This is a genomic window from Methylobacterium aquaticum, assembly GCF_001043915.1.
GTDB classification, from domain to species: domain Bacteria; phylum Pseudomonadota; class Alphaproteobacteria; order Rhizobiales; family Beijerinckiaceae; genus Methylobacterium; species Methylobacterium aquaticum.
The window spans coordinates 1-21,599 of the sequence record NZ_LABX01000117.1 but is presented as its reverse complement, the minus strand read 5'-3'; the positions used below and the strand labels follow the sequence as shown (position 1 = coordinate 21,599).

The window sequence follows — 21,599 nt, the reverse complement described above, 5'->3', positions numbered from 1 at the left end:
AGAAGCGGGAGCGGATCTCGTATAATCCCCCGAATCATGACCGGCCCGTCTCCCCCGAGGCGGGCCGTCTTTCGTCAGACGCGGAGATTCTGCCCATGGCCCCGACCGTCCTGTCTGTCCGCGACGATACCCTGGCGGTGCTGGAGCGCCTCGGCGTGCCGGCCGCGGCCTTCGCGGAGGCCGGGCTTCCGGCGCGCTCGCCGATCGACGGCGGCGTGGTGACGACGGTCCGCGAGACGAGCCCCGGCGAGGCCGAGGCGGCGATCGCGCAGGCGGCCCACGCCTTCCTGGCCTGGCGCCGGGTGCCGGGCCCGCGTCGCGGCGAGCTGGTGCGGCTGCTGGGTGAGGAATTGCGCGCCCACAAGGACGATCTCGGCCGGCTCGTGACGCTCGAAGCCGGCAAAATCCTCTCGGAAGGCCTCGGCGAGGTCCAGGAGATGATCGACATCTGCGACTTCGCCGTCGGCCTGTCGCGGCAATTGCACGGGCTGACCATCGCCACCGAGCGGCCGGACCACCGGATGATGGAGGTCTGGCATCCGCTGGGCGTCTGCGGCGTCATCACGGCGTTCAACTTCCCGGTGGCGGTGTGGTCGTGGAATGCGGCTTTGGCGCTGGTCTGCGGCGATCCGGTGATCTGGAAGCCGTCCGAGAAGACCCCGCTCACCGCGCTCGCCGTCCATGCGCTCGCGATGAGGGCGGTGAAGCGCTTCGGCTCGGAGGCGCCGGAGGGCTTGCTCGGGCTGCTGATCGGCGGCCGGGATCTCGGCACGCGCCTGGTCGAGGACGAGCGGATCGCGCTCGTCTCCGCCACCGGCTCGACCGCGATGGGCCGGCAGGTGGCCCCGACGCTCGCCGCGCGCTTCGCCCGGGCGATCCTGGAACTCGGCGGCAACAACGCCGCCATCGTGGCGCCGTCGGCCGATCTCGACCTGGCGCTGCGCGCCATCGCCTTCGCGGCGATGGGCACCGCCGGCCAGCGCTGCACCACCCTGCGGCGGCTGTTCGTGCACGAGAGCATCTACGACGCGCTGGTGCCGCGCCTGAAGGCCGCCTATGGCTCGGTGCGGATCGGCGATCCGCGCGACCCCGCCACCCTGATCGGCCCGCTGATCGACGTTCATGCCGCGGACGGCATGGCGCGCGCCCTCGACGAGGCCCGCGCCATCGGCGGCACGGTGCATGGTGGCGAGCGCCTGCGCGACATCCGCGGCGAGGCGGCGGCCTATGTCCGCCCGGCGCTGGTCGAGATGCCCGAGCAGACCGGCCCGATGCGCCGCGAAACCTTCGCGCCGATCCTCTACGTGACCCGCTACTCCGATCTGGAGGAGGCGATCCACGCGCAGAACGCCGTGGCGGCCGGGCTCTCCTCGTCGATCTTCACCCGGGACCTGTCGGAGGCCGAGACCTTCCTGTCGGCCTCCGGCTCCGATTGCGGCATCGCCAACGTCAATATCGGCCCGTCGGGTGCCGAGATCGGCGGGGCCTTCGGCGGCGAGAAGGAGACCGGCGGCGGGCGCGAGGCAGGCTCGGATTCCTGGAAAGCCTATATGCGGCGGGCCACCAACACCATCAATTACGGCAAGACCCTGCCGCTGGCGCAGGGCGTGACGTTCGAGGTGTAATACCAACGGTCGCAGAAAGCGATCGTTGGTTCCGTTCTCCAATTTTTGCCAAGCCTTTGGCTTAGAGCATTTTCCGACCAAGTGGACACCGGTTGGTCGCAGAAAATGCGGCAAAATCAAAGGTCTAGAGCACTGCCCGATTGCAACGTGATCGGGCAGTGCTCTACTATCGAAAATTCGAGATGGTTCATCGGCCCGATGCGTCAGCATCTTGGGCCGATGATGTACGGCAACGAGGCCACCGTCAGCGGCCCATGCACTGGTAATGGATCTCGGTGCCGTCCGGCACCGGGGCATAGGCCAGCGTCACGGCCGTCGCCGCGACGGATCCCGCCGGAAGCTGCCCGCTGGTCATCCAGAAGGTGCAGGCCGGCTTCTGCGCCCGTGCCGCCGCGAAGGTGATCCGGCAGCCCTTCGAGCCGGCGGGGAGCGCCACCACGCCGTGATCGTCGGTCGCGCCCGGAGACAGAGTGCCCGCGCCGCAGGAGGCCAGGGCCGGGGCGCTCCCCCGCGACCAGAGATGCCTGCCGTAGCTCAGGTCGCCATTGTCCCAGGCGGCCATGGAATAGGCGGTGCCGCTGTTGCTCGGACCGAGGGTGATGGCGCCGATCGCGGCGTTCTTGCCGAGGAAGGCGGCCCGGCCCCAGGTGATGAACGTGGTGTCGGGCAGGAGGATCGCGTTGCCTTCCGGGAAGATGGCGCCCTGGAGATCCACCCCGCCCTTGGCATGGGTGCCGCTCGCCTTGAGGATGACGGCCGAGTCGCTGCCATCGACGAGGAACCCATCCGCATGGCGGCGCCCGGGCAGCGCCCGGATGGTGGCCGCCGAGTTGCCGGCATCGAGGATCACTTCGCTGCGCACGACGGAGCCGACGTCGTTCGGCTGGCCGCTGATGAAGATGTAGGAATTGGCCCCGTAGGGATTCGGGTTCTTCGTATTGACGGCGCCCGACCCGACATACTGATAGGCCAGGAACGGCCATGTTCCCTCGCCGCCGCCGCCGTAGAAGGTGCAGGCCATCAGGAAGCGGCTGCCGGCCTCGCTCGTCTCGTTGCCGTTGTTGCAGTCCTTCTCCTCACCCCAGGCGGTTCCGGCGCCCTTGTACCGGACCGAGAAGTTGAAGTTGGTGCACCAGGTCTGGCCCGCCCCCTCCTCGGCCGTGCACGCCACGTTGAGTGCCGTCTTGCCGTCGTGGGCCCCGGCCCCTAGGAACGCCCAGACCACCGAGCCGTCCCGGTGCGAGGTCGGGTTTCCGGTCGGCGGCACCGTGCCGGTGGTGCCGCCGGTGGTCGGGGTGTAGAGGCAATCGGGCACGACCTGCACGGTGCCGCCGACCGAGGCGCGACAGGCCGAGCCGAAGACACGGACGTTCTGGCCCACCGTGAACGCGGTATGGGGCCGCCACCGAACGACCTTGCCGGTCTTCGACGTGAAATTGATCGCCAGCGCATTCTCCTGCGCGTCCGCGCCGGCCCCGGTCGTCGTGTTGATCAGCACGTGCGAGCGCAGATGCGGCCCGTCGAAGCATCCGCCGACCGAGCAGTAATCGATCGTCGGGCCGATCGGGGCGATGAACACGCCGTCGGGCTGAGGCGTGTTGGCCGGATTGTGCACGGTGATGAAGGCGGAGCCCGCCGGTTTGCCGGGGCCGGCGACGGTGAGGCCGCCGCGAACCGTGACCTGGCCGAGATCGAGATTCTGGAGATCGGGTCCCGCCGGAGGCCCGGCTCGGGACCCGTCCAGGGCGAGGGCCGGCAGGCAGGCCGCCAGCATGACGGACAGGGCGAGGGTCGGCGACAAGCGGGGCATCGGATCTCGGGCTCTCATGCCCGACCATATGGCGCCGCGCGGATGGCGGGCGAGCCGCCGCCGGAACCGAGGCGTCCCGCGGCGGCCCCCTCCCCTCACGCCGCCGGCATCGCCCGCTCGATCACCCGGGCGAACAACGAGACGCCGTAGGGCGCCGCCTCGTCGTTGAAGTCGTAGGCCGGGTGGTGCAGGCCGGCGCCTGGGCCGGTGCCGAGGAAGATGTAGGCGCCCGGCCGGGCGTTCAGCATGTACGAAAAATCCTCCGCGCCCATCATCGGCTGGACGGCACGCTCCACCGCCCCCTCGCCCGAGACCTCCGCGGCGACGTCGGCCATGAAGCTCGCCCGTCCCGGATCGTTGGCGGTGACCGGGTAGCCGCGGCCGTAATCGGCGGTGGCCGTGGCGCCGAAAGCGGCGGCGACGTTCGAGGCCACCTGCGCGATGCGCGCCTCGCACAGGTCGCGGACGCTCTCGGAGAGGGTACGCACCGTGCCGTTGAGAATCGCGAATTCCGGGATCACGTTGAACGCGTCGCCGGCCTTCACCTGCGTGATCGAGATCACCGCCGACTGCACCGGATCGACGCTGCGCGAGGCGATCGATTGCAGGGCGGTGACGATGTGGGAGGCGACCAGCACCGGATCGATGCACTGGTGCGGGGCCGCCGCGTGCCCGCCCTTGCCGGTGACCGTGATGGTGATCCGGTCGGCCGCCGCCATGATCGCGCCGGGGCGGATCGCGAAGCTGCCGAGCGCCAGGCCCGGCATGTTGTGCAGGCCGTAGACCTCCTGGATGCCGAAGCGCTCCATCAGGCCGTCCTTCAGCATCACGTCGGCGCCGCCGCCGCCCTCCTCGGCCGGCTGGAAGATCAGAATCGCGGTGCCGTCGAAGTTGCGGGTCTCGGCCAGGTACTTGGCGGCGCCGAGCAGCATCGCGGTGTGCCCGTCATGGCCGCAGGCGTGCATCTTGCCCGGCACCGTCGAGCGGTGGGGGACGCCGCTCGTCTCCTCGATCGGCAGCGCGTCCATGTCGGCGCGCAGACCGATGACCTTGCCCGAGCCGGTGTCGCGGCCGCGGATGACGGCGACGACGCCGGTCTTGCCCAAACCCGTCACCACCTCGTCGCAGCCGAAGGCCCGCAGCCGCTCGGCCACCAGGCCGGAGGTACGGTCGAGAGCGAACAGCAGCTCGGGATGCTGGTGGAAATCGCGGCGCCAGGCCGTGATCTCGTCGGAGAGGGCGGCGACGCGGTTGATGACGGGCATGGGACTCGACGCTCATGGCGGGCGGAAACGGAGGTACAGGATGCAACAGGCAGACCGGTGCGCGGTCAACTGCGTCGCACGGCGCGCGAGGGTCATGGGTCCGGCGCCCGGCGCATGGCCCGGTGCTGGTTGGCCCGGGACTTGTTAGTGCTGCGCGATCAACCGACGCTCGCCCGCGATCTGGCGAGACGGGCCGGGATGATGCATCATTTTTCATCATTTCGGCGTCGCCTGCGGCGCCGGAAGATGCTCTAACGCGCTTGGCTGCCCCCTTGGACCCCCGCGGAGTGTTCTCGTCGATGTCGCCTGTGAAGTTCCGTCCGCTGCTGGCCTGCCTCGCCGCCGCCACCGCCCTCGTGGCGATCGCCGGCACCGCGCCGGCCTCGGCCGCCAACACCTTCCGGTTCGCCTTCCAGGGCGACCTCAAGTCCCTCGACCCGTACACCCTCAAGGAAACGTTCACGATCGCGGCGCATGGCGCGGTCTACGAGTCGCTCGTCACCCGCGACAAGGACCTGAAGCTGGTCCCGGGCCTCGCCGAATCCTGGGAAACCCCGGAGCCGACCCGCTACCGCTTCCACCTGCGCAAGAACGTCAAGTTCCACGACGGCTCGCCCTTCACCGCCGACGACGTGATCTTCTCCGCCGAGCGCGTGCGGGCGCCCGGCTCCAACTTCCAGACCAACGTGCCGGCGGACGCCACCTTCGTGAAGGTGGACGACCACACCGTCGACATGGTGCTGAAGAACCCCAACCCGATCGCCCTGTACCAGTTCGGCGGCTGGTACATCATGTCGAAGACCTGGGCCGAGAAGCACGACGCGCTCAAACCGACCCCGGTCGCGGCCACCACCCCGAGCTACGCGGCGCTCCACGAGAACGGCACCGGCCCGTTCACCATCACCGAGCACCAGCCCGGCGTGCGCACGGTGTTCAAGAAGTTCGACGGCTACTGGGGTAAGGTCGAGTCGAACCTCGACGAGGCGATCTTCACCACGATCAGCAACGACGCCACCCGGGTCGCCGCCCTGCTCTCGGGCGAGGTCGACTGGGTCGATCCGGTCCCGCTCCAGGACCAGAGCCGGGTCAGCTCCAGCGCCAACGCCGTGGTGGTGAACGCGCCTGAGCTGCGCACGATCTATCTCGGCATGGACCAGACCAGCGACGAGCTGCGCGGCTCCAACGTCAAGGGCAAGAACCCGTTCAAGGACGTGCGGGTGCGCGAGGCGTTCTTCCGGGCGATCGACGAGGACGCGATCGTCAAGCGCGTGATGCGCGGGCAGGCGACCCCGGCGGCCCTGCTGATCGCCCCGCCGCTCTTCCCGTTGTCGAATGAGTTCAAGCGCCCGGCCTACGACCCGGCCAAGGCCAAGGCGCTGCTGGCGGAAGCCGGCTACCCGAACGGCTTCGAGGTGCCGCTCGACTGCCCGAACGACCGCTACGTCAACGACGAGGCGATCTGCCAGGCGGTGACCTCGATGCTCGCCCGCGTCGGCGTCAAGGTGAACCTGATCGCCCAGCCCAAGGCGAAGTACTTCGCCAAGATCCTCAAGCCCGCCTTCGACACCTCGTTCTACATGCTGGGGTGGACGCCGTCCTCGATGGACTCGCACAACATCCTGTTCGAGATCGCCGGCTGCCGCACCGACAAGTCCTCGCCGCGCGGCACCACCAACCTCGGGAACTACTGCAACCCGAAGGTCGATGCGCTGGCCGACAAGATCGAGCGCGAGACCGACCAGGAGGCCCGCAACCTGATGATCAAGCAGGCCTACGAGACCATCATGAACGACTGGGGCTACATCCCGCTGCATCAGCAGGCGCTGGCCTGGGGCGTGTCGAAGAAGGTGAAACTGGTGCCGCGTGCCGACAACCAGATGATGCTGTTCTGGGTGTCGAAGGAGCAATAAGGCGCTTCAAGAGCGAACCCGTTGTAAGGACGAGCCCTTCCCCTCCCCGCAAGGGGGAGGGGAAGGCGCTCTATTTTTTCGAACAGAGCCCGAGCCCCCGCCTCGGACCCCACCAGAACCCAAGAAAACCCCCCATGCTCGCCTTCATTCTCCGCCGCCTGCTGCAATCCGTCGGGGTGCTGCTGGCGGTCGGGCTGATCGCCTTCGCGATGTTCCGCTTCGCCGGCGATCCGGTGAACCAGCTCGTGGCACCCGATACGCCCTATGCCGAGCGGTTGCAGATCCGCCAGAGCCTCGGCCTCGACGATCCGGTGCTGGTGCAATTCGCGCGCTATGCCGGCAACGCGATGCGCGGCCAGTTCGGCAACTCGTACCAGTTCCGCCAGCCGGTCTCGACGCTGCTGGCCGAGCGGATGCCCGCGACGCTCGAACTCGCGCTCTGCGCCACCGTGTTCGCGCTCACCGCCGGCATCCTGATGGGGGTCTACTCGGCGCTCCACCGCGACAGCGTCGGCGCCAAGCTCCTGCAAGCCATCTCGCTCGTCGGCGTCTCGCTGCCGACCTTCCTGATCGGCATCCTGCTCATCTTCCTGTTCTCGGTCACCTTGGGCTGGCTGCCTTCTTATGGCCGCGGCGACACGGTGCGGATCGGCTGGTGGACCACCGGCTTCCTGACGGTGTCGGGCTGGAAGGCCCTGGTCCTGCCCTCGATCACGCTCGGGCTGTTTCAGATGACGCTGATCATGCGCCTCGTCCGGGCCGAGATGCTGGAGGTCCTGCGCACCGACTACATCCGCTTCGCCCGGGCGCGGGGCCTCACCACCCGCTCGATCCATTTCGGCCACGCCCTGAAGAACACCCTGGTCCCGGTCATCACCGTGGCGGGCCTCCAGCTCGGCTCGATCATCGCCTTCTCGATCATCACCGAGACGGTGTTTCAGTGGCCCGGCATGGGCCTGCTGTTCGTGCAGGCGGTGCAGAACGTCGACGTGCCGATCATGGCCGCCTACCTGCTCTTGGTCGCCCTCATCTTCGTGACGATCAACCTCGTGGTCGATCTCCTCTACACCATCGTCGATCCGCGCCTGCGCCTCTCGGTGCGGCGGGCGGCGTGAGGATTGTTTAAAACGCCATGGCCTCCCCCGCCCCCGCGCCGACCGTGACCGAAGCGGCCCCGCCCTCGCGCCTCGCGCGCTTCCTCGATTCCGATCTCTTCGCCAGTTTCCGGCGCTCGAAGCTCGCCATGGTGGCCTTCGCCGCCACCGTGCTGTTCATCGCCCTCGCCCTGCTCGCCCCCGTCATCTCGCCGCAGAACCCCTACGACCCGGCGCAGCTCGAGCTGATGAACGCCAACCTGCCGCCGCTCTGGTATGCCGACGGCCAGGCGCCGTTCCTGATCGGCACCGACGACCAGGGCCGCGACGTGCTCTCGGCGGTGTTTTACGGCATGCGCCTGTCGCTCCTCGTCGGCGTGCTCGGCGTGCTCTTGTCGGGCTTCATCGGCATCGGGCTTGGCCTCATCGCCGGTTATGCCGGCGGCTTTATCGACACCATCATCATGCGCGTCGCCGACGTGCAGCTGACCTTCCCGGCGATCCTGATCGCGCTCATCGTCGACGGCGTCGCCAAGGCGGTGGCTGGCGGCCACATGGAGGCGGAGGCGCAGATCGCGCTGATCGTCGTGGCGATCGGCCTGTCGTTCTGGGTGCAGTATGCCCGCACCGTGCGCGGCTCGGTGATGGTCGAGAAGAACAAGGACTACGTCCAGGCCGGCCGGCTCATCGGCCTGTCGGCGCCGGTGATCCTCACCCGCCACATCCTGCCGAACGTCACCGGCCCGGTCTTCGTCATCGCCACCATCAACCTCGCCCTCGCCATCATCACCGAGGCGACGCTGTCCTTCCTCGGCACCGGCCTGCCGGAGACGATGCCGTCGCTCGGCACGCTGATCCGCACCGGCAACCGCTTCCTGTTCTCGGGCGAGTGGTGGATCGTCGCCTTTCCGGGGCTGGCGCTTGCCGGCCTGGTCCTGGCGATCAACCTGCTCGGCGACTGGCTGCGCGACGCCCTGAACCCCAAGCTCCAGTGACCGACATGACCCACCCCGTCCTCTCGGTGCGCGACCTGCGGGTCGCGTTCGCCACCCGCCGCGGCGTGCTGACCGCGCTCGACGGCGTCTCCTTCGAGATCAACCGCGGCGAGGTGCTCGGCGTCGTCGGCGAATCCGGCGCCGGCAAGTCGGTGACCGGCTCGGCGGTGATCGGCCTGATCGACCCGCCCGGCCGCATCGCCGGCGGCGAGATTCGCCTGGCCGGCGAGCGCATCGACAACCTGCCCCCGGAGGCGATGCGGCGGGTGCGCGGCAAGCGCATCGGCATGATCTTCCAGGACCCGCTGACCAGCCTCAACCCGCTCTACCGGGTCGGAAGGCAGATCGAGGAGACGATCCGCACCCACACCGACCTCTCAGGCCGAGCCGCCCGCCAGCGGGCGATCGATCTCCTCGCCGAGGTCGGCATCCCGGCGCCGGAGCGGCGCATCGACGGCTTCCCGCACGAATTCTCCGGCGGCATGCGCCAGCGCGTGGTGATCGCGCTGGCGCTCGCCGCCGAGCCGGAGCTGATCATTGCGGATGAGCCGACCACCGCCCTCGACGTCTCGGTCCAGGCCCAGATCATCACGCTGCTGAAGCGCCTCGGGCGCGACCACGGCACCGCCGTGATGCTGATCACCCACGACATGGGGGTGATCGCCGAGGCCGCCGACCGCGTCGCGGTGATGTATGCCGGCCGCGTCGCCGAGATCGGCCCGGTGGCGGCGGTGGTAGGCGATCCGCTCCACCCCTACGCCAAGGGCCTGATGGGGGCGATCCCGTCCCTGTCGCAGGAGACCGACCGCCTCGCCCAGATCCCCGGCGCGATGCCGCGGCTCTCGGCGATCCCGCCCGGCTGCGCCTTCAACCCGCGCTGCCCGAAGGTGTTCGCCCGCTGCACGGTGGACCGGCCCGAGCCCCTGACGGTCGGCTCGCACCGGGTCGCCTGCCACCTCTACGACGCGTCCGGACAGGCCGCCGCATGAAGCCCCACATCGCCTTGAAGCCGGTCATGTCTCCCCAGCCCGACTACGTGCAGGTCCGCGACCTGCGCCGCCTGTTCGACGTCTCGCGCCCCTGGCTCAACCGGGTGATCGAGCGCCAGCCGCGCCAATACCTGCGCGCCGTCGACCACGTCTCGTTCTCGGTCGCCAAGGGCGAGACGCTGGCGATCGTCGGCGAATCCGGCTCCGGCAAGTCGACGGTCGCCCGCATGGTGGTCGGCCTGATGCCGCCCTCCGACGGCGAGGTGACGATTGCCGGCATCTCGATGACCGACCCGCGCCAGGCCGCCGAGCGGCGCCAATTGCGCCGTCGCATCCAGATGATCTTCCAGGACCCCTACGCCTCGATGAACCCGCGCTGGCGGGTCGACCGGATCGTCTCCGAGCCGATCCGCGCCTTCGGGCTCCTCAATGGTGAGCGCGAGATTCAAGCCAGGGTCGGCGAGCTGCTGACCCTGGTCGGCCTGCACCCCGACGACGGCAAGCGCTACCCCCACGCCTTCTCGGGCGGCCAGCGCCAGCGCATCGCCATCGCGCGGGCCCTCGCCTCCGAGGCCGAGTTCCTGGTCGCCGACGAGCCGACCTCGGCCCTCGACGTCTCGGTCCAGGCCCAGATCCTGAACCTGATGCGCGACCTCCAGGACCGGCTCGGCCTGACCTACCTGTTCATCAGCCACAACCTCGCCGTGGTGCGCCACATGGCGAACCGCATCGGCGTGATGTATCTCGGCCGCATCGTCGAGATCGGCGGCGGCCGCGAGCTCTTCACCGCCCCGAAGCACCCCTACACCCGCATGCTCCTCGATGCGGTCCCCGACCTCGCGCATGTCGGACGCCAGCGCGTGCCGGTGCAGGGCGAGATCCCGAACCCGATCAACCCGCCGTCAGGGTGTACGTTTCACCCGCGCTGCCCGTTCGCGAATGAGCGGTGCAAGGCGGAGGTGCCGGCGTTTCGGGATGGGGTGGCGTGTCATGCGGTGGAGGAAGGGCGGTTGATGCCGGGGGGTGTGGCGGCGGTGGCGTAGCTCCAAACAATGTGCCACGGCAGTTGGAGACGTGGCACATTTCTAATGATAAATTAGCTATCCTATTCTTTAGTTTATCATGTATTGATGGATTATATAATATTATATTTCGCTTTGATAATGTAATATTTGTTTTTATATTATGTGCGGATCCACAAATTTGGCGCCTATTAAATTAGTTTACCCTGACCTTCAGGTGTCTGAGCGTCGCGGCGGGATTTTCGGGCAGCGGCCACTCTTTCTTGCTTCTCCAACTGCTTCTGAATACGAGCTAGCTTTTTATCATTAGTAGGCAGAGAAATGAGGCTCCCATCCTCTTGCCAGTTCGAAGGAATTTGCCAGAACGTCGATTTTTCTGCCGTTGCCATCGTTTTTACTATGACAGGCCACCAATTAATCAATAAGGCGCATTTCCTATTAAATTTCCAATTTGACCATTGAGGAGTAAAAAAGCAAACTATCAGCCCAGCCTCAAGAAGTGCGAGTCTTTCATGAGACCGCGACATCATCATCACGTCGCCAGAGATGATGATTTGTCCGCCGTCGGCAGCGTAACGCTTTACCCATGGAACATCTGAGCCAGCCTCAAAATCCGTATCCGAATCTCTAGGAGCGTAGTCTTTTGCCTTAGTTATCTCATAACCACCTGTCAAACGCTTGAATTGACTTTCATTAGCAAATGACTGGAGAGCGCGCACAAGCGCCGGAGGCACATGCTCATCGAAAGCGACTTTCACGCTACCCCACGCAGAGCTTCATCGAACCTCAAGGCTTCGATGACGTGCGCCTTTGGGATCTCAAACATTTCAGCCACAATTTCGCTGTCACCCTCAGCTGCATAGGTTTTTACAATTGCGGCTGTTGGAATATGGCTTTTAAGCAAAATCGGCTGCCCAAACGAGTGAGCAGGATGAATTATTACACTCGGTGCTATTCTTGGGCGAGGCTTCCACGAAATCGCGTCCCCATGCGGATCAAAAACCACGTCTTTCAATAAAACATTCATAATAAGTCCTGGCATTTCGTAATGTCGCGTTTTCAAATCATAGATACTCGGAACGCCATTCTTCCGAGCAATCTCAGCAACAATACGTTTCCCATCAGTCTTGAATACAGTACTAGTTGCGAATGGATGAGGATGCTCAAGCGTATCTTTTGCCTCATTCATTATGGAACGAATAGCATTTAATCTTAAACCGGCATCAACAAACATCGAGATAAATCGAAGCTCCATTAAATTTGTGAAGCTTATTGCCGTTTTATCTCCCACCCTCCCAACCTCATTCTCAATCATCGGCTCTTGCGCACCTTTTCGGCCCTCGATCCAGACACGCGTTTCGTTCTGCTCAGCCTCAACGAGGCGAGCTGCTTCAGGAACCGTGTATATGCCGGCGGAAAGAAGGTCAGGATGCAGCATCAGCCGCCTTAGCCTAATCTCGAAATTAGTTCGAGATGCACCAGGGACTTTCCTCTAATTTTTTCGGGCTGCCCACTTATTACGCTCTGCATCATAAAATCCCGGATATGAGCGCGTTGCGCCTTAGAGCCACAGTGCATCATCAAGCCACGCCGCAGCAGCCTACTCATAATGAAATTTGACCACCCGACAAAAAACATAACCGAAACTCCGATAAACAATGCTTATCGGCATAAATTTGGATTTGCAAGGTGCATGATCGCCAAAAAAAATCAGACTGCGACCCCATCGGTTGCAGTCTGATCTATATAACTATTATACGGATTGAGCGCTGACTTCCGGCACCGCATTCAGCAAAATAGCAGATCAAAGCGGCGTTCGATTGCATTGCATCCGATAAATGCTCTGGACGCCAAGCTAATCGAACGCCAAATCGTCAGCTCTTCACCGCCCCCGCAGTCAACCCACCCACCATATACCGCTTGAACACATAATAAATCGCGGCGGGCGGCAAGGCGTAGATCAACCCCGTGGTCATCAGCAGCTCCCAAGGCGAGTCATCCGCCGCCAGGAAGCTGCCCAAGGCCACCGGCAGGGTCACGTCGGTGTCGCGGGAGAGGAGCAGGAAGGCGAACAGGTACTCGTTCCAGGCGAGCAGCAGCGCGTAGACGCCGATCGCGACCAGCGAGGGGACCATCAGCGGCAGGTAGACGAAGCGGAAGAGCTGGGGCGGCGAGGCGCCGTCCATGATCGCGGCTTCGTCGAGTTCCACCGGCAGCTTGTCGGAGGCCTGCTTCAGCACCCAGATCGCGTAGGGGCTGGCGATCGTCACCATCGCGAGGATCAGCGCCCACTTGCTGTTCAGCAGCCCGTAGGCGCCCATCGTCTTGTACATCGGCACGGCCAGGAACGCGGCCGGGATGAAGTAGGTGAACAAAGCCATGTTCATCACGGTCCGGCCGCCCTTCACCTTCAGGCGGCTGATCGCGAAGGCCGCCGCGGTGGCAATGAGCAGCGTCAGCACGCCGGTCGCGAAGGCGATGACCGCCGAGTTCCAGAATTGCTGCCAGAAGTTCGACAGGAAGTAGTGCTGCTGCCCGAACACGATCCGAAAATTCTGGAGCGTCGGGTGGGCCGGGAACAACGCCCCCGACATCGCGTCCTGCTTCGGCGAGATCGCGAACAGGACGAGGTGGTAGATCGGGATCACGGTCCAGAGCAGGACCGGGATGCCGATGAGGAGGAGTTTGGCCTCCGTGCCGGCCGCCCGCAGCCAGTTGGTGCGGGCGGCGGAGCGCTCCTCGGCGGACGGAGCGGCGCGGGCTGTCAGGGTCGTGCTCATTTCGAGAGCCTCTTCATCAGCACGTAGACCAGCGGCAGCACGAACGGCATCGCGCAGACCACCGCCGCCATCGAGTGGTCGACCTGGTCGAGGCGGAGATACCGGATGCCGAGCGTCGCCAGCACGTGGGTGAGGTCGGCGGGACCGCCGCCGGTGAGCAGGTAGACCGAGTTGAAGTCGCCCAGCGTCCAGATCATCGACAGGATGGTGCAGGTCACGTAGAGCGTCCGCATCGACGGCCAGGTGACGTGCCGGAATTTCTGCCACTTGGTGGCGCCGTCGACCGACGCCGCCTCGTAGAGGTCGGCCGAGATGGCGAGCCGGCCGGCGAGCAGGATCAGCGTCCAGAACGGTAGCGACTTCCAGATATGGACGCCGATGGCGAGCGTGAGCGCCAGCGACGGGTCGTTGAGCCAGTTCGGGCCGTCATCGCCGGTCAGCCGGAAGATCAGCGAATTCACCACGCCCCATTCGGGGTTCAGCATGAACCGCACCGACAGGATGGTCGGGATCGACGGCACCGCCCAGGGCAGGATGAACAACACCGACAGCCAGCGGATCCACTTCCGCTCGTTGGTGAAGAAGCCCGACAGCACCAGCGCGATCGCCATTTTCACGTTGATGCCGACGATCAGGAAGATCAGCGTGTTGACGACGGCGCGGGCGAAGATCGGATCTTCCGCCAGATGCACGTAGCTCGCGGGGCTGCGCGCCAGCCACAAGCCGTAGCCGATCGGGTAGATGACGAAGAACAGGAAGATCAGCAGGTAGGGCGCGATCAGGATCAGCCCCCAGGCCTGCCACGAGGTCAGGCGGAAGGGCTGGGCCGCGGCGACCGGCGCTGCCTCAGCGACCGTTGCGGACATGGTCGGTCTCCTTGGTGAGGCCGTGAGGCGGGGGGACGAGAAAACCGAGAGCGGGCCCCGAGCGCCACGCGATCGGACCCCGCTCTGGATGGGTTGGCGCCCTCCCCTCCCCAGGCGATCTCGGGCTTGCCCGAGATCGCTCAAGCTTGTGGGGAGGGGAAGCGCGCATCTTTCAAAGGCAGAGACCAGTCAGGCCGATATTTTCGTTACTGACCGGCGATCTGCTTGATGCGGGCCAGCATCTCGTCGGCGGCCTTCTCGACCGGGACCTTCTCGCTCACCACCCGGTTCATCGCCTTGGCGAACACGTTCTCGTTGTTGACCAGCGTGAACTTGTAGTTCTTCACGTAGTCGAACGGCTCGGTGCCGGACTTGAACTGGTTGTAGACCGCCTTGCGGTGCTTGTCGGCCTGCCAGAACGGGCTCTCGATCGAGGCGGTGGTGACCGGGAACCAGCGGCCGATCGCACCCTCGACGTAGGGACGGAGGTTGTCCTCCTCCATGATGAACTTCACGAACTCCTTGGCCGCCGCCTTGTTCTTGGCGCCCGAGAAGACCACGCCCTGCTTGACGTCGGCGCGGTAGGTCATCGGCTTGCCGTCCGGCCGGTTCGGGAACGGCGCGGTGATGATCGTCTCCTCGTAGGCCTTCTTCGACGCCTCGCGCTGCTCAGGGGTGTTGTTCGGGTTGACGCTGTCCTCGTACCACTTGGCGGCGATCGAGATGGTGAAGTTGTGCGTCATCACCGTGGTGCGGTTGTGGAAGGCGACGTTGTTGTCGGGGTCCTTCCAGGTCGTGGCCGAGGGCGGCACGCAGCCCTTGATGTAGGGGTCGGTGTAGTCCTTGAGCGCCTTGACCACGCCCTCGCGGGTCTTCGGGTCGTCGACGGTCAGCTTGCCGTCGGCGTCGACGAGCTTGGCGTCGTAGGCGTCCATGAAGGCGTAGAAGGACTGGAAGCTGTCGGTCGATTCCACGCCCATCGGCGCGCCGATGCCGTAGGCGCGGGTGCCCGACGCCTTGCGGTAGGCCGGCTGCACCTTCTCGCACCAGAACGCCCAGTAATCCGACCATTTCTGCGGGATGTCGGCCTGCTTGAAGCCGGCCTTCTCCAGCATGTCGCCCCAGATCTCGGTGTGGAGCGTCTGGCGCTTGAGCGGGAAGCCGTAATACGCCTTCTTGCCGGTCTGGCCGTTCATGAGCAGCACGTGCTCGACGGTCTGGGGCGCGAAGCGCGGCATCATCGGCTGGAGGATGTCGGTCAGGTCCTCGAGCTTGCCCTCAAAGGCCCACTTGCCGGCGGCCTGGTTGTTGTAGGTGTCGGAATAGCCGACATCCGGCGGCGAGCCGGAATCGAGCGCCGCCACGGTCTTGGGGATCATGTCCTGGATCGCGTATTGCGACAGCTCGACCTTGATCCCGGTCTTCTGCTCGAACTTCTTGATCGTCGCCCAGAGCGACTCGTCCTCGGACCGGTAGAAGCCCTTGCTGAACCAGACGGTGAGCGTCTTGTTGTCCTGCGCGACGGCCGGCAGCGCTGCCATTACCAGGGCGCCCAACGACAGCGCGCCCGCGATCACTCGCTTCATCGATCCATTCCTCCCATCCGCCCCGTTCGGCCGGGCGGCTTACCCCGCATATCAGCACGGCGCGCCCGCTGAGGCAATTCGGCGAAAGTCAATCGACGGCATGGATCAAGCAAAATTATATAGCCAACGACAGATTAGCGCGTGTGCGGCTTGCCCTCCTCGCCCACTCCGCCATCGGTGCTGCGTCACGCCCGGCGCAGCAGCCATCGATCGGATTGGCCGCGCCTGCATTGACGCGCCCTGCGCCGGACCCATACCCTTGCCCTAACAAGAAATCGACGGCGTCGGACACGGCCGATGCGCCGCATCACAGGGAGGAGCGCCATGCCCCGCATCGTGTCGCTGGAGGCCGGGCATTATCGCGTGCCGCTGGAGGTCACCCTCAGCGACAGCATGCATGGCGACATGCCGGCCTTCGAACTCAACACCGTGCGCCTGCGCGACGCGGACGGGGCCGAGGGTGTCGGCTACACCTATACCTGCGGCCGCAACGGCGCGGCGATCGACGCGATCCTGACGCGGGACATTCCCGATCAGCTCGTCGGGCAGGAGGCCGACCGGATCGCGCATATCTGGCACAGGATCTGGTGGGGCCAGCATTACGGCGGCCGCGGCGGGGCGGCGGTTCTGGCGCAATCGGCGATCGACATGGCGTTGTGGGACCTGAAGGCCAAGCGCCTCGGCCAGCCGCTCTGGACCCTGCTCGGCGGGAACGATCCGCGCGTGCCGGCTTACGCCGGCGGCATCGATCTCCAGCTGCCGCTCGACGCGCTGCTGCGGCAGACCGACGACAACCTGGCGAAGGGCTTTCGCGCCATCAAGATGAAGGTGGGGCGCCCACGGCTCGCGGAGGATGTCGAGCGGGTCAGGGCGATGCGGGAGCATCTCGGCGACGGGTTCCCGCTGATGGTCGATGCCAACATGCGCTGGAGCGCCGACGAGGCGATCCGTGCCGCCCGCGCCTTCCAGCCCTTCGATCTCACCTGGCTGGAGGAGCCGGTGATCCCCGACGACGTCGCCGGGCAGGCGCGCGTGGTGCGCGAGGGCGGATTGCCGATCGCCGCGGGCGAGAACCTGCGCTCCCTGTGGGACTTCAAGCAGCTGATCGCGGCGGGCGGCGTCACGTATCCAGAGCCGGACGTGACGAATTGCGGCGGCGTCACGCCGTTCATGAAGATCGCCCACCTGGCGGAGGCGTTCAACCTGCCGGTCACCTCGCACGGCGCGCACGACGTCACGGTCCACCTGCTCGCGGCCTGCCCGAACCGCTCCTACCTGGAGGCGCACGGCTTCGGCCTCGACCGCTTCATCGCCGAGCCGCTGGTGATCGAGGACGGCGTCGCGGTGGCACCCGACCGGCCCGGCCACGGCGTCGCGTTCGACTGGATCGGGCTGGCGGCACTCCGCGCCTGAGACGCCGGCGCCCGCTCCTGCCGTCGCTGGACCGGCGGCGGAGGCTCAGGAGGCCGATGCGTAGGGCAGCGGCCCGCAAGGGGGCGTGGCTGCCACCCGGTACCGCCCGCGCCCCTCGGCCTTCGCCTTGTAGAGCACCGTATCCGCCGCCACGAAGAGATCGGCGGAGGAGCGGCCGCCGGTGCGGGCGATCCCGATCGAGGCGCCGATGGTGAAGATCCGGCCGGCCCAGGTCATCGGCCGGCTCAAGGCGGCGATCAGGCGGGCCGCCACCTCCTCGGCGATGCCGGGGGCCGAGGTGGTCAGCAGGATCGCGAACTCGTCGCCACCGATCCGGGCGACGAGGTCGCCCTCCCGGCAGGATTGGCGCAGCCGGGCCGCGACCTCGACCAGGCAGGCGTCGCCGGCGGCGTGCCCGAGGGTGTCGTTGACCGGCTTGAAGCCGTCGAGATCGATGAGCAGCAGGGCACCGAAGGGCGGTCGCCCGGCCGGGGCCTGGTCCAGGGCCGAGAACCGGGCCTCGAACGTCGCCCGGTTGGCCAGCCCCGTCATGGCGTCGAACTCGGCCAGGTAGCGGGTCCGGTCGGCGAGGAGCTTCTCCTCGGTGATGTCCTGCTTCATCCCGAAGATCCGCACCGGCACCGCGCCCTCGCATTCGACCTGGGCGGTGATGCGGATCCAGCGGTGGCGCCCGGCGACGGTGACGATCTCGGCATCGAGGGCGAAGCCGCCGCGCTCGGCGAGGGCGCGGCTGCGAGCGGCCGCCAGCGCCGCGCGGGAGTCCGGCGCGTAGCAGGCGACGATCCGGTCGCGGTCGAGGGGGGCGTCGCGCGGCAGATCGAACATCGCGTAGACCTGATCGGTCCAGGTCAGGGTCTCGTCCGGCAGCGCGCATTCCCAGACGCCGATCCGCGCCGCCTCCGAGGCGCGGTCGAAGATCTTGCGGCTATGCGCCAGGGCCCGCTTCTCGACGGCGAGGGCCTCGGTCAGGCAGGCCGTCGCCCGGACGAGGCAATCCGCGGCCTCGGCGAAATCGGCGAGGCGCCGGCGCTGGGCGCCGGTCAGGCGGCGGGTCTCGCCGTCGACGAGGGCGAGGACGCCTCGTCCCGGGCCGAAGGCGTGGGTGGCCAGGAACCGGCAGCCCGGCGGGCCGGCCACGGCGGGATGGGAGCGCCAGCGCGCGGCGGCGCCGAGATCGGCGACGACGCGGAGCCCGCATCCTCCCCTCGCCTGGCCCGGTCCTGCGCCCCCTTCCTGGCCCGATGCCGAACGGCAGAGGTCGAGGACGGTCCCCGGCACGTCCGCGCCGCCGGCCACCGCCTGCGCGAGCACTCTCTCGCGACCGAACAGGAGGACGGCGTGAACGGCGAAAGCGCTGCGGATGCGTTCGAGGAAGGCCGCAAAGGCTTCCGCCTCGGGCGCCGAGAGCGAACAAAGGTCAGTTGTACAATGCCAACCGTTGCTCGCGTCCATCGCAGGGGGCGGTCACTTCCCATGGGTCCCGGCAAACGGTGCCGGACGGAACTTAAGGTATGATTGAGCCTTCGATGCGGACGGTCAAGCTATCCGTCATGATGACCGTGATACATGGTCGCGGCCCGCATGATCCCGCCGCCCGGGATTGCGCCGCTTACGCCCGCCGCAACCTCAGCGCATTCCCCACCACGAAGACGCTCGACAGGGCCATGGCGCCCGCCGCCAGCACCGGCGACAGGGACGGACCACCGACCATGCGCAAGCCGCCCGCCGCCACCGGGATCAGCGCCACGTTGTAGGCGAAGGCCCAGAACAGGTTCTGGCGGATGTTGCGCATCACCGCCCGCGACAGCCGCAGGGCCTCGGCGACGGTGGCGGGGTCGCCCGCCATCAGCACCACGTCGGCGCTCTCCACCGCCACGTCGGTGCCGGTGCCCAGCGCCAGGCCCGTCTCGGCCTCGGCGAGGGCCGGGGCGTCGTTGATGCCGTCGCCCACGAAGGCGACCGGGCCATGCGCCTCCCGCAGGGAGCGGACGGCGTCGCGTTTTCCGGCGGGCAGCACCTCGGCGAGGACCGTGGCAATGCCGAGGGCCCGGGCGACGCCCTCGGCGGTGCGGCGGTCGTCGCCGGTGACGAGGGCGACGGCGAGGCCCCGGCCGGTCAGCGCCCGCACGGCCGCGGCGGCACCGGGCTTGATCGGATCGGACACCGCCATCACGGCCGCCGGGACGCCGTCGACGGCGAGGTAGAGCGGGGAGCGGCCCTGGCCGGCAAGGCGCTCGGCCTCGGGCGCGAGCCCCGAGAGGTCGAGGCCGGCGAGATGGCGGGCGGCACCGACCGCGACCGCGTGGCCACCGGCCCGGCCGGTGATGCCGTGGCCCGGTACCGCCGCGACCTCGCTCACCGGCGGCAGATCCAGGCCCTTCGCCGCGGCGGCGGCCACGATGGCGCGGGCGATTGGGTGCTCGGAGCGGGCTTCGACGGCGGCGGCCAGGGCCAGCACCGTCTCGGCGTCGAAGCCGGGGGCCGGAATCAGGTCGGTGAGGGTCGGGCGGCCCTCGGTCAGGGTGCCGGTCTTGTCGAAGGCGACGACGCGCACCTCCTCCAGGGACTGCAAGCCGGCGCCGCTGCGAAACAGGATGCCGCGTTCCGCCGCCCGGCCGGTGCCGACCATGATCGAGGTCGGGGTGGCGAGCCCCATGGCGCAGGGACAGGCGATGATCAGCACCGCCACGGCATGGACCAGGGCGAGCCCGAGGGCGGGGGCCGGCGCGAGGACGAGCCAGGTGAGGGCCGTGAGAAGGGCCAGGGCCAGCACCGCCGGCACGAACCAGGCGGTGACCCGGTCGGCCAGCGCCTGGATCGGGAGCTTGGCTCCTTGAGCCGCCTCGACCATGCGGACGATCTGGGCCAGTGCCGTATCGGCCCCGACCCGCTCGACCCGGACGGTCAGGGCGCCGGTGCCGTTGACGGTGCCGCCGGTGACGGGATCGCCCGGCTTCTTCGCCACCGGCACCGGCTCGCCGGTGAGCATGCTCTCGTCGATGCGGGACGCGCCCTCGATCACCCGCCCATCCGCCGGGACGCGCTCGCCGGGGCGGATGCGGACCGCGTCGCCGACCGCGAGCTCGGCCACCGGCACCTCGGTCTCGGCCCCGTCCCTCACGGCGAGCGCGGTCTTGGGCGCGAGGCCGACGAGGCGCGCCACCGCCGCGCCCGTCCGGCCCCGGGCCCGCGCCTCCAGGCTGCGGCCGAGCAGGATCAGGGTGACGATGAGGACCGACGCCTCGAAATAGACATGGGCCGCGCCTGCCGGCAGCCAGCCGGGGGCCAGTGTCGCGACCAGGGAGAACAGGTAGGCGGCGCCCGCGCCCAGAGCCACCAGGGCATTCATGTCCGGATGGCCGCGCAGGAGCCCGGGCACGCCGCGGACGAAGAACCGCCGGCCGGGACCGGCGAGCACCAGGGTGGCGAACACGGCCTGGATCCCGGCGCTCCAGGCGCCAGGGAGAAGGCCATGGCCGCCCGCGAGATGGCCTCCCAGATGCCCCCCCATGTCGAGCACCACCACGGGGAGCGAGAGCAGGGCGGCGAGGATCAGGTCGCGGGTCAGCGTCTCGGCCTCGCGCGGGGCCGCCGGAGCATCCGGCTCCGCCGTCACCGGGCGGGGCTCGTAGCCGGCCTCCCGCACGGCGGCTTCCAGGGCATCGAGCGGCACCAGGCCGGCGGGATGGCGGACCGTCACCCGGCCGGTGGCGAGGTTGGCGCTCGCCGCGCGCACGCCGGGCACGGCTTTGAGCACCCGCTCGACCCGGTTGGTGCAGGACGCGCAGGTCATGCCCGCGACGGCAAGGTCGCTCACCGCCTCCGGCACGGCATAGCCCGCATCCTCCACCGCCTCCGCGAGCGCCGCCGGGTCGTTGTCGGGCGTGAGATCGACGGTGGCGCGGCCGGTGGCGAGGTTGACCGCCACCGCCTGCACGCCCGGCACCCGTTTCAGCACCCGCTCGACCCGGCCGGTGCAGGAGGCGCAGGTCATGCCCTCGACGGGCAGGGTGAGGCGGCGGGCGGATGCGGTCATGGTGCGGTCTCCCGGACGGGATGTGGGGTGCGGGACCGCTCTGCGATACGGCGAGGATCGACGCTGCGCCCTGCATCGGGAACATGGTTTCGCCGCGCTCACCCCCCAGAGCGCGCGGCGGAGCAGGAGCGGATGATGATCGGGCGGGTTCTGGCGGCGGTGGCGATGGTCTGCGGCGGGGCGGGGG

At 67.5% G+C, this 21,599-nt stretch carries 16 protein-coding genes; 7 read left to right on the top strand and 9 right to left on the bottom strand.

The features are described 5' to 3' along the window. The first annotated feature begins 95 nt into the window (after positions 1–95). Positions 96–1,625: an L-piperidine-6-carboxylate dehydrogenase gene (amaB, locus tag VP06_RS15865; RefSeq protein ID WP_048464752.1), complete on the top strand. Its 1,530-nt coding sequence runs from the start codon at positions 96–98 to the stop codon at positions 1,623–1,625. Between the two features lie 244 nt (positions 1,626–1,869). On the opposite strand, the gene VP06_RS15860 is transcribed toward amaB, so the two are convergent. Continuing rightward, positions 1,870–3,435: a hypothetical protein gene (locus VP06_RS15860; RefSeq protein ID WP_048464751.1), complete on the bottom strand. Its 1,566-nt coding sequence runs from the start codon at positions 3,433–3,435 to the stop codon at positions 1,870–1,872. 95 nt (positions 3,436–3,530) lie between these two features. Continuing rightward, entirely contained in the window at positions 3,531–4,700 is a 1,170-nt protein-coding gene (locus VP06_RS15855; RefSeq protein ID WP_048464750.1) for a M20 aminoacylase family protein, read from the bottom strand. 299 nt (positions 4,701–4,999) lie between these two features. On the opposite strand from VP06_RS15855, the gene VP06_RS15850 reads away from it, so the two are divergent. From VP06_RS15850 to VP06_RS15830, 5 genes are all read left to right on the top strand, one after another. Next, on the top strand, positions 5,000–6,610 hold the full coding sequence (locus VP06_RS15850; RefSeq protein ID WP_048464749.1) for an ABC transporter substrate-binding protein: 1,611 nt from the start codon (positions 5,000–5,002) through the stop codon (positions 6,608–6,610). Between the two features lie 134 nt (positions 6,611–6,744). Further along, the gene (locus VP06_RS15845) at positions 6,745–7,725 is read left to right on the top strand and encodes an ABC transporter permease (protein WP_048464748.1); all 981 of its coding nucleotides are present in this window, start codon (positions 6,745–6,747) and stop codon (positions 7,723–7,725) included. A 17-nt stretch (positions 7,726–7,742) separates the two neighbouring features. Then, positions 7,743–8,699: an ABC transporter permease gene (locus tag VP06_RS15840; RefSeq protein ID WP_048464747.1), complete on the top strand. Its 957-nt coding sequence runs from the start codon at positions 7,743–7,745 to the stop codon at positions 8,697–8,699. A 5-nt stretch (positions 8,700–8,704) separates the two neighbouring features. Further along, a complete protein-coding gene (locus VP06_RS15835) occupies positions 8,705–9,688 on the top strand; it encodes an ABC transporter ATP-binding protein (RefSeq protein WP_048464768.1) in 984 nt (327 codons plus the stop codon). Further along, positions 9,685–10,731, top strand: coding sequence for an ABC transporter ATP-binding protein (locus tag VP06_RS15830; protein WP_425350914.1), 1,047 nt, complete (start codon positions 9,685–9,687; stop codon positions 10,729–10,731). The genes VP06_RS15835 and VP06_RS15830 overlap by 4 nt, the downstream gene beginning before the upstream one ends. A 170-nt stretch (positions 10,732–10,901) precedes the next feature. Here VP06_RS15830 and VP06_RS36420 read toward each other — a convergent pair whose 3' ends face one another. The 5 genes from VP06_RS36420 to VP06_RS15815 all read right to left on the bottom strand — a co-directional run bounded on the left by VP06_RS36420 (position 10,902) and on the right by VP06_RS15815 (position 15,942). Beyond that, the gene (locus VP06_RS36420; RefSeq protein WP_156295632.1) at positions 10,902–11,468 is read right to left on the bottom strand and encodes a PIN-like domain-containing protein; all 567 of its coding nucleotides are present in this window, start codon (positions 11,466–11,468) and stop codon (positions 10,902–10,904) included. Next, a complete protein-coding gene (locus tag VP06_RS36415) occupies positions 11,465–12,148 on the bottom strand; it encodes a hypothetical protein (protein ID WP_156295631.1) in 684 nt (227 codons plus the stop codon). The genes VP06_RS36420 and VP06_RS36415 overlap by 4 nt, the downstream gene beginning before the upstream one ends. Before the next feature lie 436 nt (positions 12,149–12,584). Continuing rightward, the gene (locus VP06_RS15825) at positions 12,585–13,490 is read right to left on the bottom strand and encodes a carbohydrate ABC transporter permease (RefSeq protein ID WP_082167423.1); all 906 of its coding nucleotides are present in this window, start codon (positions 13,488–13,490) and stop codon (positions 12,585–12,587) included. After that, positions 13,487–14,356 (bottom strand): carbohydrate ABC transporter permease, encoded by an 870-nt coding sequence (locus VP06_RS15820; RefSeq protein ID WP_048464746.1) that lies wholly within the window; start codon positions 14,354–14,356, stop codon positions 13,487–13,489. The genes VP06_RS15825 and VP06_RS15820 overlap by 4 nt, the downstream gene beginning before the upstream one ends. Positions 14,357–14,562: 206 nt before the next feature. Further along, the gene (locus VP06_RS15815) at positions 14,563–15,942 is read right to left on the bottom strand and encodes an ABC transporter substrate-binding protein (protein WP_048464745.1); all 1,380 of its coding nucleotides are present in this window, start codon (positions 15,940–15,942) and stop codon (positions 14,563–14,565) included. A 324-nt stretch (positions 15,943–16,266) separates the two neighbouring features. Between VP06_RS15815 and VP06_RS15810 the strand changes: the two genes are divergently transcribed. Continuing rightward, the gene (locus VP06_RS15810) at positions 16,267–17,355 is read left to right on the top strand and encodes a mandelate racemase/muconate lactonizing enzyme family protein (protein WP_048464744.1); all 1,089 of its coding nucleotides are present in this window, start codon (positions 16,267–16,269) and stop codon (positions 17,353–17,355) included. Positions 17,356–17,400: 45 nt separating this feature from the next. On the opposite strand, the gene VP06_RS15805 is transcribed toward VP06_RS15810, so the two are convergent. Further along, positions 17,401–18,828: a sensor domain-containing diguanylate cyclase gene (locus VP06_RS15805; RefSeq protein WP_082167422.1), complete on the bottom strand. Its 1,428-nt coding sequence runs from the start codon at positions 18,826–18,828 to the stop codon at positions 17,401–17,403. A 157-nt stretch (positions 18,829–18,985) separates the two neighbouring features. Further along, positions 18,986–21,412: a heavy metal translocating P-type ATPase gene (locus VP06_RS15800; protein WP_048464743.1), complete on the bottom strand. Its 2,427-nt coding sequence runs from the start codon at positions 21,410–21,412 to the stop codon at positions 18,986–18,988. Between the last annotated feature and the right edge of the window lie 187 nt (positions 21,413–21,599).

What these genes read in the sequence shown, in the direction of transcription:
- amaB (WP_048464752.1), top strand. Translation starts at nt 96, where the DNA reads ATGGCCCCGACCGTCCTGTCTGTCCGCGACGATACCCTGGCGGTGCTG.
- VP06_RS15860 (WP_048464751.1), bottom strand. Translation starts at nt 3,435, where the DNA reads ATGCCCCGCTTGTCGCCGACCCTCGCCCTGTCCGTCATGCTGGCGGCC.
- VP06_RS15855 (WP_048464750.1), bottom strand. Translation starts at nt 4,700, where the DNA reads ATGCCCGTCATCAACCGCGTCGCCGCCCTCTCCGACGAGATCACGGCC.
- VP06_RS15850 (WP_048464749.1), top strand. Translation starts at nt 5,000, where the DNA reads ATGTCGCCTGTGAAGTTCCGTCCGCTGCTGGCCTGCCTCGCCGCCGCC.
- VP06_RS15845 (WP_048464748.1), top strand. Translation starts at nt 6,745, where the DNA reads ATGCTCGCCTTCATTCTCCGCCGCCTGCTGCAATCCGTCGGGGTGCTG.
- VP06_RS15840 (WP_048464747.1), top strand. Translation starts at nt 7,743, where the DNA reads ATGGCCTCCCCCGCCCCCGCGCCGACCGTGACCGAAGCGGCCCCGCCC.
- VP06_RS15835 (WP_048464768.1), top strand. Translation starts at nt 8,705, where the DNA reads ATGACCCACCCCGTCCTCTCGGTGCGCGACCTGCGGGTCGCGTTCGCC.
- VP06_RS15830 (WP_425350914.1), top strand. Translation starts at nt 9,685, where the DNA reads ATGAAGCCCCACATCGCCTTGAAGCCGGTCATGTCTCCCCAGCCCGAC.
- VP06_RS36415 (WP_156295631.1), bottom strand. Translation starts at nt 12,148, where the DNA reads ATGCTGCATCCTGACCTTCTTTCCGCCGGCATATACACGGTTCCTGAA.
- VP06_RS15825 (WP_082167423.1), bottom strand. Translation starts at nt 13,490, where the DNA reads ATGAGCACGACCCTGACAGCCCGCGCCGCTCCGTCCGCCGAGGAGCGC.
- VP06_RS15820 (WP_048464746.1), bottom strand. Translation starts at nt 14,356, where the DNA reads ATGTCCGCAACGGTCGCTGAGGCAGCGCCGGTCGCCGCGGCCCAGCCC.
- VP06_RS15815 (WP_048464745.1), bottom strand. Translation starts at nt 15,942, where the DNA reads ATGAAGCGAGTGATCGCGGGCGCGCTGTCGTTGGGCGCCCTGGTAATG.
- VP06_RS15810 (WP_048464744.1), top strand. Translation starts at nt 16,267, where the DNA reads ATGCCCCGCATCGTGTCGCTGGAGGCCGGGCATTATCGCGTGCCGCTG.
- VP06_RS15805 (WP_082167422.1), bottom strand. Translation starts at nt 18,828, where the DNA reads ATGGACGCGAGCAACGGTTGGCATTGTACAACTGACCTTTGTTCGCTC.
- VP06_RS15800 (WP_048464743.1), bottom strand. Translation starts at nt 21,412, where the DNA reads ATGACCGCATCCGCCCGCCGCCTCACCCTGCCCGTCGAGGGCATGACC.